This is a genomic window from Paraburkholderia azotifigens (genome assembly GCF_007995085.1).
In the GTDB taxonomy this organism is placed as follows: domain Bacteria; phylum Pseudomonadota; class Gammaproteobacteria; order Burkholderiales; family Burkholderiaceae; genus Paraburkholderia; species Paraburkholderia azotifigens.
This window is the reverse complement of the sequence record NZ_VOQS01000001.1, coordinates 1,757,965-1,770,878: the sequence shown is the minus strand read 5'-3', so window position 1 is coordinate 1,770,878 and position 12,914 is coordinate 1,757,965. Positions and strand designations below refer to the sequence as shown.

Annotated in this window: 10 protein-coding genes and 1 pseudogene; 2 read left to right on the top strand and 9 right to left on the bottom strand. The window is 64.6% G+C overall.

Annotated features, from left to right (window positions below):
- Positions 1-41: 41 nt before the first annotated feature.
- The gene (locus tag FRZ40_RS07855) at positions 42-1,619 is read right to left on the bottom strand and encodes a UbiD family decarboxylase (protein ID WP_028368384.1); all 1,578 of its coding nucleotides are present in this window, start codon (positions 1,617-1,619) and stop codon (positions 42-44) included.
- 592 nt (positions 1,620-2,211) lie between these two features.
- Here FRZ40_RS07855 and FRZ40_RS07850 point away from each other — a divergent pair.
- Positions 2,212-3,417 carry a transglycosylase SLT domain-containing protein gene (locus tag FRZ40_RS07850; protein ID WP_147233801.1) on the top strand — a complete coding sequence of 402 codons (1,206 nt, stop codon included), beginning with the start codon at positions 2,212-2,214 and terminating at the stop codon, positions 3,415-3,417.
- Between the two features lie 81 nt (positions 3,418-3,498).
- Here FRZ40_RS07850 and FRZ40_RS07845 read toward each other — a convergent pair whose 3' ends face one another.
- The 8 genes from FRZ40_RS07845 to FRZ40_RS07810 form a co-directional block, all read right to left on the bottom strand.
- A complete protein-coding gene (locus tag FRZ40_RS07845) occupies positions 3,499-4,692 on the bottom strand; it encodes a pyridoxal phosphate-dependent aminotransferase (RefSeq protein WP_028368382.1) in 1,194 nt (397 codons plus the stop codon).
- Positions 4,693-4,816: 124 nt separating this feature from the next.
- On the bottom strand, positions 4,817-5,254 hold the full coding sequence (gene nusB, locus FRZ40_RS07840; RefSeq protein WP_028368381.1) for a transcription antitermination factor NusB: 438 nt from the start codon (positions 5,252-5,254) through the stop codon (positions 4,817-4,819).
- The gene (ribH, locus tag FRZ40_RS07835) at positions 5,251-5,769 is read right to left on the bottom strand and encodes a 6,7-dimethyl-8-ribityllumazine synthase (RefSeq protein WP_147233800.1); all 519 of its coding nucleotides are present in this window, start codon (positions 5,767-5,769) and stop codon (positions 5,251-5,253) included. The genes nusB and ribH overlap by 4 nt, the downstream gene beginning before the upstream one ends.
- Positions 5,770-5,847: 78 nt before the next feature.
- Complete coding sequence (gene ribBA, locus FRZ40_RS07830) at positions 5,848-6,984, bottom strand: bifunctional 3,4-dihydroxy-2-butanone-4-phosphate synthase/GTP cyclohydrolase II (RefSeq protein ID WP_028368379.1); 1,137 nt, start codon at positions 6,982-6,984, stop codon at positions 5,848-5,850.
- Between the two features lie 114 nt (positions 6,985-7,098).
- Complete coding sequence (locus tag FRZ40_RS07825) at positions 7,099-7,713, bottom strand: riboflavin synthase (protein WP_028368378.1); 615 nt, start codon at positions 7,711-7,713, stop codon at positions 7,099-7,101.
- 24 nt (positions 7,714-7,737) lie between these two features.
- Positions 7,738-8,859, bottom strand: a complete 1,122-nt coding sequence (gene ribD / locus FRZ40_RS07820) for a bifunctional diaminohydroxyphosphoribosylaminopyrimidine deaminase/5-amino-6-(5-phosphoribosylamino)uracil reductase RibD (protein WP_028368377.1) — start codon at positions 8,857-8,859, stop codon at positions 7,738-7,740.
- A 39-nt stretch (positions 8,860-8,898) separates the two neighbouring features.
- Positions 8,899-10,179: a glutamate-1-semialdehyde 2,1-aminomutase gene (gene hemL / locus FRZ40_RS07815; protein ID WP_147233799.1), complete on the bottom strand. Its 1,281-nt coding sequence runs from the start codon at positions 10,177-10,179 to the stop codon at positions 8,899-8,901.
- Between the two features lie 210 nt (positions 10,180-10,389).
- Positions 10,390-11,025: a hypothetical protein gene (locus FRZ40_RS07810; RefSeq protein ID WP_028368375.1), complete on the bottom strand. Its 636-nt coding sequence runs from the start codon at positions 11,023-11,025 to the stop codon at positions 10,390-10,392.
- Between the two features lie 182 nt (positions 11,026-11,207).
- Between FRZ40_RS07810 and FRZ40_RS07805 the strand changes: the two are divergent.
- Positions 11,208-12,415, top strand: a pseudogene (locus FRZ40_RS07805) (Bcr/CflA family multidrug efflux MFS transporter).
- Positions 12,416-12,914: the final 499 nt, after the last annotated feature.

The window sequence follows — 12,914 nt, the reverse complement described above, 5'->3', positions numbered from 1 at the left end:
GGAGGAGGCGGTTGCGGGCGTCGAGCCGCAACCGCTGCGGCTCACAGACCGAGCTCGTTCCACAGACCGTCGATGCGTGCTTTCACGGCGTCGTCCATCACGATCGGACGGCCCCATTCGCGGTCGGTTTCGCCGGGCCATTTGCTGGTTGCGTCGAGTCCCATCTTCGAGCCGAGGCCAGCCACGGGCGAGGCGAAATCCAGATAGTCGATCGGCGTGCGATCGACCAGCACGGTATCGCGCGTCGGATCGATACGCGTCGTAATCGCCCAGATGACCTCCTTCCAGTCGCGGATGTTCACGTCTTCGTCAACCACGACGATGAACTTCGTATACATGAACTGCCGCAGGAAGCTCCACACGCCGAACATCACGCGCTTTGCGTGGCCCGGATAGCTCTTCTTCATCTGCACGATCGCCATCCGGTAGCTGCAGCCTTCGGGCGGCAGATAGAAGTCGGTGATTTCGGTGAACTGCTTTTGCAGCAGCGGCACGAACACCTCGTTCAGCGCGACGCCCAGCACGGCCGGCTCGTCGGGCGGTTTGCCCGTGTAGGTGGAGTGATAGATCGCGTCGCGGCGCATCGTGATGCGCTCGATCGTGAAAACGGGAAACCATTCCTGCTCGTTGTAGTAGCCCGTGTGATCGCCATACGGGCCTTCGAGCGCATGCTCATAGGATGCGCTTGCGCCTTTCGACGGACGCGGCGGCGCACCGTCGGGCGTGGCCGCCGGCTGACCTTCCTGCGGATAGATGAAGCCTTCGAGCACGATCTCCGCGCGCGCGGGCACCTGCAGCGTATCGACGCCCGGCGTGATGCACTTCGCGAGCTCCGTGCGGCCGCCGCGCAGCAGCCCCGCGAACTGGTATTCGGACAGCGTGTCGGGCACGGGCGTCACCGCGCCGAGGATCGTCGCCGGATCGGCGCCCAGCACGACCGCAACGGGATACGGCTTGCCGGGATTCTTCAACGCGAACTCGCGGAAGTCGAGCGCGCCGCCGCGATGCGCGAGCCAGCGCATGATGACCTTGTTGCGCCCGATCACCTGCTGCCGGTAGATCCCCAGGTTTTGCCGCGTCTTGTTCGGCCCGCGCGTGACCGTGAGGCCCCAGGTGATCAGCGGACCCGCGTCGCCCGGCCAGCAGGTCTGAATGGGCAATTTCGCGAGATCGACATCGTTGCCCTCCCAGACGATTTCCTGGCAGGGCGGGCCGCTCACCGTCTTCGGCGCCATGTCCCAGACCGCCTTCGCCAGCGATAGCAGCTTGCCGGCGTCCTTGAGGCCCTTGGGCGGCTCCGGCTCCTTCAGTGCAGACAGCAGACGCCCGACGTCGCGCAGCGATTCGAGCGCCGCCTGATCGCCGCTGGCGTCGCTCGGCGTGGCCGAATCGATACCCATGCCGAGCGCGACGCGCCGCGGCGTGCCGAACAGATTGCCGAGCACCGGGAACGCATGCGTCTCCTTCGACTCGAACAGCAGCGCGGGGCCGCCTGCGCGCAGCACGCGATCGCACAGCTCCGTCATTTCCAGGATAGGCGACACCTTTTGCGAGATGCGGCGCAACTCGCCAAGCGATTCGAGGCGGCTCGCGAAGTCACGCAGGTCTTTGTATTTCATCGGTCTGTTCTGGCAGTGCTGCAAGAGCGGGAAAAGCAGGCGGCACGGTGACGAGCGGATGACGAACGACCGCGCCGAATGGATTGTCGATTTTACCTGCGTTAGGAAGCGCACGTTGAATACGGAAAATGTCAATCGGCTGCAAAGGCCCGTATGCAGGGCGCTTGAAGCTCCTGAACACTGTTCATTATTACAATTGGTTATAGTTTTGACATTCTATAGTGTTGACGATCTATAAAACCCTGATAGAATCCGGTCACATCGGTTGCAGGGAATTGATAGTTTTTACCACCGTCCCCCGGTCCTTCAGACGCAACGCGTCGCTCTTACCGCCCCTGCACGGTATTGACGGTCACAAGTAGTCTCCACCAGCGCATTTCGACGCTGGTTTTTCGCGTGGGAGCCACCGTATGCGTGCTTTTTGGCATGCAGGCGGCCCTTTTCAAGATTTTGGCTCCCCAACGGTACTTTTTGCCGTTTTCCCGACGTCGTTGTCGCCTTAACCAGAGCGCGCGGCGTCTTGGCTTTTGCGAACTGCATTTCAGCCGGTCGTTTTTACGGTGTTCGCGGGCCAGCAACATGGGAGATCTGAATGAACGCCTGGTTATCGTGGCGTCCCAACGAGCGGCTCGCGCAAGTCATGCGCGGGGCGCTGCGTCAAGGGACGCGTGTGAGTCATCATCTTTTCAGCGTGGTCGGCGGGTTCGCTGTCCTGTTCGCGCTTACGCTGTGGCTGATGCCCAGCTGGCGCCTGACGCTGGCGACGCGGCTGATGCCCTTCATCTCGGCCGCTGTGCAGGCCGGTCCCGCCCGTCTGCTGCAGGGCAACCCGCTGCCGTCGTTCGCGCCGCCACAGCGCGGCAACGCGGCGCCGCACGACGATACGCTGTCGAGCTCGTCGAATACGGGTACGGGCGACAAGCCCAACACCGCGGCGGCTGCCGCTGACGCCGGCTATAACGTCGCCAGCGACAACAGCAGCAGCTTCACGGTGCCGTCGTCGGGCGCGGGAGTCAGCACGGGCCTTTCCTCGGCCGCGCTGAACGGCCTCGATCCGCGCACACTGCCGAGCGTCAGCACGATCGCGTCGATGATCCCGTCGCAACGCGTGTCGCCCGATGCACGCGGCGACCGCGTGCTCGTGTCCACCCGCGAGCAGGATCTCGTTGCGACCTTTATCGCGCGTCGCTACCGCGTCGCTCAGGAGCCCGTCAGCGAGCTCGTGAAAGCCGCGTTCGACACGGGCCGCGAAGTCGGTCTCGACCCGCTGCTGCTGCTCGCGGTGATGGCGATCGAGTCGGGCTTCAACCCATACGCGGAAAGCGGCGTCGGCGCCAAAGGCCTGATGCAGGTCATGTCGACGGTGCATTCGGACAAATTCCGCTACTTCGGCGGACAGAGCGCGGCGCTGGAGCCGCTCGCGAACATCAAGGTCGGGGCGATCGTGCTGAAGGACTGCATCGCGCGCGGCGGTTCGCTGCCGGGTGGCTTGCGTCTGTACGTCGGTTCGACGTCGCCGGACGATGGCGGCTACGGCGCGAAGGTGATGGCCGAGCGCACGCGTCTGCGCGACGTGGCACGGGGCCGCAAGGTGCCGATCAACTCGCCGCAAGCGCCTTCCACGGTGACGGCGTCGACGCCGTCTCCGGCTGCGTCGTCGAATGGCGCGAACAAGCGCGTCCAGGTGACGCTCGAAGGACATCCGCTGACGGCGGCGACGCCGGTGAAGGGTGCGGAGCAGGACGATGCGAGCGCCAACACGGCGAAGCATCCGTCGCAGCCTGAGCTGGGCGCCTGAACGCGTTCCGCCGAAAGCTGATCCGGCAAAAAAAAAGGGCACCTTCGGGTGCCCTTTTTCGTTGGCTAGCTTGTTTCGCGTCTAGCCGCCGAACAGTTTCTGCAGACGATCGACAGCCTCTTCCAGCTTCGAATAAGCCGTCGCGTACGACAGCCGGATGTACTCGCGCGGCTGGTACGAGCCGAAATCCATGCCCGGCACGAGCACGATGCCCGCGTCGTGCAGCATCGCCGTGGTGAGCGCGGCGCTATCGCCCGCGGCCGGATGGGCGACGCCGCGGCAATCAGCATAGACATAAAACGCACCGTCCGGCATCACGGGCACCGAAAAGCCGAGCGATTCGAGCGCGGGGGCAATGAAATCGCGGCGGCGCTTGAATTCGAGCCGGCGGCCTTCGTAGATTGCCAGCGTATCCGGCTCGAAGCAGGCGAGCGCCGCATGCTGCGCGAGCGCGGACGCGCAGATGAACAGGTTCTGCGCGAGCTTCTCGAACGCGCCGATGAGGGCGGGCGGTACTACCAGCCAGCCCAGGCGCCAGCCAGTCATGTTGAAGTATTTCGAGAAGCTGTTGACGGTGACCACGTCCTCGCCGAACGACAGCGCGGACACGGGCGGCGCGTCGTAGCTCAGGCCCTGGTAGATCTCGTCGACGATCGTGAAACCACCGCGCGCCCGGACCGCTTCGACGATGCGCTTGAGTTCGGCCGGTTCGATCGACGTGCCCGTCGGGTTCGACGGCGACGCGAGCAGCACGCCACGCGTGTTCGCGTTCCACAAACGTTCGACGTCGGCCGCAGTCAACTGGAAGCGCTCGGCCGGCCCGCTCGGCACCAGCACCGGCTTGCCCTCGGCGGCGGCGACGAAATGACGGTTGCACGGATAGCTCGGATCGGGCATCAGCACTTCGTCGTCGCGGTCGACGAGTGCCGCGCACGCCAGCAGCAGTGCCGCCGAAGCACCTGCCGTCACGACGATCCGCGCCGGATCGATGTCGAGGCCGTATGCATGCCTGTAATGCCCGGCGATCGCCTCGCGCAGCGGATGAATGCCGAGCGCGCTCGTGTACTGCGTGACGCCGCTGCGCAGCGCTCGCGTTGCAGCCTCGATCACAGGTTCGGGCGCCGTGAAATCGGGTTCGCCGATTCCCATGTGGATGATGTCGCGCCCTGCACGCTCCAGCAGGGCAGCTTCCTTCGCCAGTTCCATCACGTAGAACGGCTGGATGGCGTCGACGCGGGCGGCCAGTTTCACGAGGGGTTCGGTCACGCTGTTCATTCGATCAATCCAGTTCAATACAAAAGCGCGGACATTGCCGCGCAAACAACAAAGGCGGGCCCGCGTAACGCCGGACCCGCCTGCATCGCCAACAGCCGAGGGCAGCCACGTTCGCTGCGCGCGCTTACTGCTTGCGGGCGGCCGCCTGCGTTTCGTCGACGCGCAGCTTCGCCGACAGCTTGTCCAGCACGCCATTCACGTACTTGTAGCCGTCCGCGCCGCCGAAGGTCTTCGCCAGCTCGACAGCCTCGTTGATGACGACGCGATACGGAATGTCGATATGGTTCTTCAGCTCGTACGCGGCCACCAGCAGCACCGCGCGTTCGACGGGCGACAGCTGGTCGATGGGGCGGTCAAGGCAAGGCGCGAGATCGGCGGACAGTGCCTCCGAATCGCGGATCACGCCATGCAGGATCGCCTCGAGATGCTCGTGGTCGGCCTTGTCGTACCCTTGGGCGCCACGCAGCTGCGCGTCGATCTCACCTGCCGGCGAACCCGACAGCAGCCACTGATAAAGCCCCTGCGTGGCCAGTTCGCGGGAGCGTCGGCGTGCGCTCTTCATGCCCGTTCCTCTTCGTCGTCCTCGTCTTCGCCTTCGCCGTCGTCATCGCCGTCGAGCTGTTCGAGCGCGACCGCGAGATTCGCCATTTCGACAGCGGTGCGGGCCGCGTCACGGCCTTTCTCGGTCATGCGGGCGACGGCCTGTTCGTCGTTTTCCGTGGTCAGCACGGCGTTCGCGACGGGGATGCCGAAGTCGAGCGCAATGCGCGAGATGCCCGAGCCGCTTTCGTTCGACACGAGTTCGAAGTGATACGTCTCGCCGCGAATGACCGCGCCGAGCGCGATCAGCGCGTCGAACTGGCCGCTTTCGGCGAGCTTTTGCAGCGCGAGCGGGATTTCGAGCGCGCCCGGCACGGTGACGAGCAGCACGTCTTCGCCCGTAACGCCGAGGCGTTCGAGTTCTTCGATGCACGCGTCAGCGAGGCCGTTGCAGACGGGTTCGTTAAAGCGCGATTGGACGATGCCGATGCGCAGACCGTCGCCGTCGAGATTCGGTTGGTATTGTCCGATTTCCATATGAGGTCCGTAGTGTGTTGGTTGAGCGCAGATGAACTGGAACTACGCGAAAACTGGTCGTAAGAGCCGTTGATGCGTTCAGCAGTTCTGCGGCTTCTGGGCCGCGCTGCCTGGCATCGGCACGAAGCCGGTCACTTCGAGCCCATAGCCGGACATGCTGCCCAGCTTGCGCGGGTTCGACAGCACCTGCATCTTGCCGACACCGAGTTCGCGCAGAATCTGCGCGCCGATGCCATACGTCTTGAAGTCCACCGGGCGGCGCTTGAGCGCCTCGGCGCGGCTTTTTTCGTCGAAAGCCTTGAACACGTCGATCATGTGTTCCTTCGAGTCGCCGCAATTCAGCAGCACGATCACGCCGTGATCGTGCGCGGCAATTTCCTTCATCGCGGCGTCGAGCGTCCACGAGTGCGTGGACGTGCCGACTTCCAGCAGATCCAGCACCGACAACGGCTCGTGCACCCGCACCATCGTTTCGCGGTCCGGCGTGGGCGTGCCGCGCACCAGCGCCATGTGCGGCTGGCCGCTCGGCTGGTCCAGATACATCACGGCGCGGAACGGGCCGTGCACGGTCTGCATCGTGCGTTCGCACACGCGCTCCACGATCGATTCCGTGCGGCTGCGATAGTGGATCAGGTCGGCGATCGTGCCGATCTTCAGGCCGTGTTCTTCGGCGAACGTCAGCAGGTCGGGCAGGCGCGCCATCGTGCCGTCGTCCTTGATGATTTCGCAGATCACGGCAGCGGGCGTGAGCCCCGCGAGCGCCGTGAAATCGCAGCCCGCTTCCGTGTGGCCCGCGCGCACCAGCACGCCGCCCGGCTGCGCCATGATCGGGAATACGTGGCCCGGCTGGACGATGTCCTCGGCGCGCGCGTTCGCCGCGACAGCCGTCGCGATGGTATGCGCGCGGTCCGCCGCCGAAATGCCCGTGGTGACGCCTTCGGCTGCTTCGATGCTCACCGTGAACGCCGTGCCGTACTGCGTGCCGTTGCGGTGCGTCATCAGCGGCAGGTTGAGCTGACGGCAGCGTTCCTGCGTGAGCGTCAGGCAGATCAGGCCGCGGCCAAAGCGCGCCATGAAGTTGATCGCTTCCGGCGTGATGAACTCCGCGGCGATGACGAGGTCGCCCTCGTTTTCGCGGTCTTCTTCGTCGACAAGAATCACCATCCGGCCAGCTTTGAGCTCGGCGATGATTTCAAGGGTGGAGGCGAGGGTCATGTTGGCGAGAAGTTTGGGAAAGCGCGTATTTTACGCCACGCCGCCCGGCAAGTCGCCCGTCCGAACGGCATATGCCATTCGGACGAATGTTCAGCCGCAAAGAGGAAGGCGAGACTACTTCGGTGCGTTGAGCATCCGCTCGACGTACCGCGCGATCAGATCGATCTCCAGATTGACCTGCGTACCTTCCTTCAGAGCCTTGAGCGTGGTGACTTCAACCGTATGCGGAATAAGATTGATCGAAAACTCGCAGCCGTCGTCGCGGTCATTCACCGAGTTCACGGTGAGGCTCACGCCGTTCACGGTAATCGAGCCCTTGTACGCCAGATACTTGCCGATCTCGCGCGGCGCGAGCACGCGCAGTTCGTGCGATTCGCCCACACGCGCGAAACGCGTCACCGTGCCGAGGCCGTCCACGTGGCCCGATACGATATGGCCGCCCAGCCGGTCATGCGAGCGCAGCGCTTTTTCGAGGTTGACTTCGCCCGTGCCGCCGAGACCCACCGTCCGGTTCAGGCTTTCGCGCGACACGTCGACGTCGAACGACGCCGGCGATTTTTCGATCACCGTCATGCACGCGCCCTGAATGGCGATGCTGTCGCCCAGTTGCACGTCTTCCATGTCGAGGCCGCCCGCGTCCACATGCAGGCGAACGCCCGCGTCCGGATCGTTGCCCAGCGGCTTGATCGATGCAATGCGGCCGACAGCCGCGACGATTCCCGTAAACATCGTGTCGTGTCCTATATCGATTGGTCAGTGCGTGGGCGTCTTTCGGATCAGGCGCGCGAGAATCCGCACGTCGCTGCCGATTCTGTCCACGGCATGAAACTCGAGTTGCGTGCGCCCGTCCAGCGCGCCCGGCGCGGCGAGATTGAACATGCTCATCGAGTCGTTGCCGAGCAGACTCGGCGCGAGATAGACGAGCAGTTCGTCGACGCAGCCTTCGCGCAGCAGCGACCCGTTCAGCTTGTAGCCCGCTTCCACGTGCAGTTCGTTGACTTCGCGCCTGGCGAGTTCGTCGAGCATGCGGGGCAGGTCGACCTTGCCGTTTTCGTTCGCGAGCGGCACGATCTCCGCGCCGCGGTCATGCAGCACGGCGGCGCGTTCTTCGAGCAGCGGCGTGAGCGTGCTGCAGAAGATCAGCGTCGGCGCGCCCGCCAGAATCTGCGCTTCGGGCGGCACGTCGAGCTGGCTGTCGATCAGCACGCGATGGGGCTGACGCGGCGTATCGACGGCGCGCACCGTCATACGCGGGTTGTCTTCTTTCACGGTGCCGATGCCAGTCAGGATCGCCGACGCACGGGCGCGCCACGCATGTCCGTCGTTGCGCGCCGCTTCGCTCGTAATCCACTGGCTTTCGCCCGACGGCAGGCCCGTGCGGCCATCCAGCGAGGCGGCCACTTTCATCCGCACCCAGGGACGGCCGCGCGTCATCCGCGACACGAAGCCGATGTTCAGCTCGCGCGCGTCGTTTTCGAGCAGGCCGCAGCGCACTTCGATGCCCGCGTCGCGCAGCATCGAAAGTCCACGCCCGGACACGCGCGGGTTCGGATCTTCCATCGCGGCAACTACGCGCGCGAGCTTCGCCTCGATCAGCGCATTCGCGCACGGCGGCGTGCGGCCGAAGTGGCTGCACGGTTCCAGTGTCACGTATGCAGTCGCGCCCTTGGGATCGTGGCCGCGCTTGCGTGCGTCCTTCAGCGCCTGAATTTCCGCGTGGTCGTGACCGGCCGGCTGCGTGAAGCCTTCGCCGATCACCTCGCCATTCTTCACCAGCACGCAGCCGACACGCGGATTCGGGTCGGTCGTGTACAGGCCGCGCCAGGCGAGGGCCAGCGCGCGCTCCATGTGGACGAAATCGGTCTGCGAGAACATCGGTTTCGGGTTATCCCTTCAGTGTTTCGTCGGCGTGGATCAGGCGAGCGACTTGAATGCGCCGCGCGCGGCTGCGATGGTTGCGTCGACGATCGCGTCGTCGTGCGCGCTCGACACGAAGCCGGCTTCGTACGCGGATGGCGCGAAGTACACGCCCGCATCGAGCATCTTGTGGAAGAACGTGTTGAAGCGCGGCACGTCGCAGCGCGAGATTTCGGCGAAGCTGCCCGGCACCGAATCCGAGAAGTACAGGCCGAACATGCCGCCGACAGAATCCGCCGCAAACGGAATCTTCGCTTCGCGCGCGGCTTCCGTGAGGCCTTGCACGAGGCGCGTGGTCTGACGCGACAGCGCATCGTAGAAGCCGGGCGCCTGGATCAGTTGCAGCGTCTTCAGACCGGCCGCGACGGCGATCGGATTGCCCGACAGCGTCCCCGCCTGATACACGCCGCCGAGCGGCGCGAGATGAGCCATGATGTCGCGCCGTCCGCCGAAGGCCGCGGCCGGCATGCCGCCGCCGATCACCTTGCCGAGACAAGTGAGATCCGGCGTGATGCCGTACAGTTGTTGAGCGCCGCCGAGCGCGACGCGGAAGCCGCACATCACTTCGTCGAAGATCAGCACCGAGCCGTACTCGGTACACAAACGACGCAGCGCACCGAGGAATTCGGGCGTCGCGCGAACGAGGTTCATGTTGCCCGCCACCGGCTCGACGATCACCGACGCGATCTCGCCGCCGAACGCCTTGAACGCTTCTTCGAGCGCGGCGACGTTGTTGTATTCGAGCACGGTGGTGTGCTTCGCGATATCGACGGGCACGCCCGCCGACGTCGGATTACCGAACGTCAGCAGGCCCGAGCCGGCCTTCACGAGCAGGCTGTCAGCGTGGCCGTGATAGCAGCCCTCGAACTTGACGATACGGCTGCGGTTCGTGAAGCCGCGCGCAAGACGCAGTGCGCTCATCGTCGCTTCCGTGCCGCTCGACACCATCCGCACCTGCTCCATCGAAGGCACGAGCTTGCAGATTTCCTCGGCGATCTCGATCTCGGCTTCCGTCGGCGCGCCGAACGAGAAGCCGTTCGCCAGCACGCGCTGCACGGCCTCGAGTACCTCGGGATGCACATGGCCGACGATCATCGGCCCCCACGAGCCGATGTAGTCGATATAGCGCTTGCCCTCGGCGTCCCAGAAGTACGCGCCTTGCGCGCGCTCGATGAAACGCGGCGTGCCGCCGACCGAACGGAAGGCGCGCACAGGCGAATTGACGCCGCCCGGAATGGTTTTCTGGGCGCGGTCGAAGAGTTCTTGATTGCTGGGCATGAGCGTTGGACCTGCTTGGGTTGGGCTCGCGCGTCAAAAGGCTGGGACTTGCGCGAGTGCAGTACAAGGGCGGCGTCGGTGTGGTCCGGATGCTTGCGCACTGGCGCAGAGCGGCCACGCGACCGTCAGAATGACCTCACGAAATTGTACCGGAGTCGTGTCGAATCGGCCGCGAGCGGGGCGGAGCGGCGAGGCGCGGACAGGTTGCGCTCAGGCGTCGCCGGAATCGCCACCGCCTTCGCCTGGCGTGCCATCCGGGCGCTTGCGCGAGCTGAAGTACATCGCGACGCGAGCCGCACGTTTGCCCGCAGCAGCCTTGTTCGCGGCGCTCCAAGCCTGTGTGGCCTGTTCTTTCGTCGACGACGCCGGCTTGTCCGACGGCGGCGCGAGCGCGGCAGCGGGACGCGCCCGCTTGCCCGTCCGTTCTATCCACAGCTTTTCGAGCGCGCCTTCCGCCATGGGTTTGATCGAGATGCCCGAGGTTTGAGCGTCCCACGTCTGCACGGAGAACGGGTGCTTGCGCAGTTCGTCGCGCGTTACCACGACTTCATGATGCGCATCGACGAGATAGTCGTACACGAAGTCGACGCACAGCCGATAGCCGCGCTTTTTGGTCGCATCGGGCACTTCGTACGGCGCGCGCGTCACGTAGCCCGACGCAAATATGCCTTTGGGCTCCAGCGTCACGCGATGAACGAATACGCGGTCGCCCGGCAGGATGCTTCGCGAGAAGCCGCAGCCCCAGACATCGGTGACGGCTTCGCCGGCCGCGACGCGTTTCGCCACGTCGGGCAGTTCCGGCCACGGCCATTTTTTGGGGCTCCAGATCAGCAGAAAGGCAGTCATCTGGGTCGGATGTCGGTGTCGGAAGAACGGACGGCCAGCTTAACCGATAAGGCGGAGAAAGGCCGGCGGCGGGAAGGGCGGGATGGGGCGTCGGGTACAATCAGGGGCCGTATCCGCAGCGCTGCACGGTCCGCTGGATCCAGCAGAGCCGTTCCTTTTGCGCTGCTTCTCAATGGAATTCCATGTCTCACGACGTCAGATCCCGGCCCGACGCCCGGCTGATTCTGCTGCTCGGCGCGCTGGCCGCGTGCGGGCCGATTTCGATCGATATGTACCTGCCCAGCCTGCCGTCGATCACGCAGGCCTTCAGCGTCAGCGCGGGCGCCGCGCAGAGCACGCTGACGAGCTTCATGCTCGGCTTCTCGATCGGCATGCTGCTGTACGGGCCGATGTCCGACGCGTACGGGCGGCGTCCCGTGCTGCTCGGCGGCATCGTGATGTACACGCTCGCGACGATCGTCTGTGCACTGTCGCCGACGATCGGTTCGCTCATCACGTTCCGCTTCGTGCAGGCGCTCGGCGCGGGCGCGGCGTCGGTGCTGGCGCGCGCGATCGCCCGCGACGCGCACGGGCCGGCCGATGCGGCGCGCGTGCTGTCGATGCTTGCCATCGTCACGTCGATTGGACCGTTGCTCGCGCCGTTGATCGGCGGTCAATTGTTATTGCTCGGTGGCTGGCGCGTCGTCTTTATCGCGCTGACGATCTTCGGCGCGGTCTGCGCGGTCACGGCGTTCATGAAGGTGCCGGAAACATGGCCGCGCGAAAAGCGTGCGCACGGCGCCGTGTTTCAGTCGTTTGCCGCGTATGGCACGTTGTTGAAAGATCCCGTGACGTGGGGCACATGTTGTGCGGCGGCATGGCTTTCGCGTCGATGTTCGCGTACATCACCGCGACGCCGTTCGTGTATATCGAGTACTTCCATGTGTCCGCGCAGCATTATGGCTTTCTGTTCGGGATGAACATTGTCGGCATCATGCTCGGCAACTTCATTAACACGCGGGTGGTTGGGCGGACGGGGCCGCTGCCTGTCATTTCCGTTGCTGCGACTATCAGCTTCGTCGCGTCGCTGTTCGTGGCTTTGATGTGTCTGACCGGGTGGGGCGGGTTATGGTCGATCGTCGCCGGACTGTTTTTCGTGGTCGGTGTGGTTGGGTTGCTGTCGGCTAACTGCACGACCGATTTGATGCATCGATATCCGCGCAACGCTGGCGCTGCTGCGGCTGTGTTTGGTGCTGTTCAACTGGCGTTGGGGGCGTTGTCTTCTTTTGCCGTTGGGCTTTGGCATGATGGCTCGCCGCAAGGCATGGGGGTCACTATCGCTGTCGCTGGGTGCCTGTGTTTTGTGGGAAGGGCGTTGGTCGTGCGGTGGCATTCCAGGCTGGTCGTGTAACGGGTTGTTTTTGTCTGCGACGCTAGTCGCCATTTTTGGTTTTTGGTTTGTGCTGCGGTGGCATCCGCGGTTTCGTATCGGTGCTTCGGGCGTTGCCCCTGTGCGGGGCGGCACTTACTTTCTTTGCCGCCGCAAAGAAAGTAAGCAAAGAAAGCGGGCTCACACCGCCAGTTCTGGTAGTTGCCTGCGGGCCCCCCACGGGTCCCGCACTCCACACGGCATCGCACTGTCGTACGCCCGTTGCCCGCGTACTAACTCACGCCTCACCCACTTCACACTCCCGTGCCACAGGCCGCATTACCGGGAAGTCCACGGCCGCCCAGGTGGCAAACGGTGTGTAGGCCGTCGCGCCGGAAGTGCACCACTCCGGACTGAAAAGCGGGATCGGTGTCGTAGGAGCGCCAGCGTAAGAGGTGCGACAACCTACACACCGTTTGCCACCTGGGCGGCGCAGACGGATCGCTGCCGCGGGCCGCGTTACGGGCGAATGGAGAGGGTG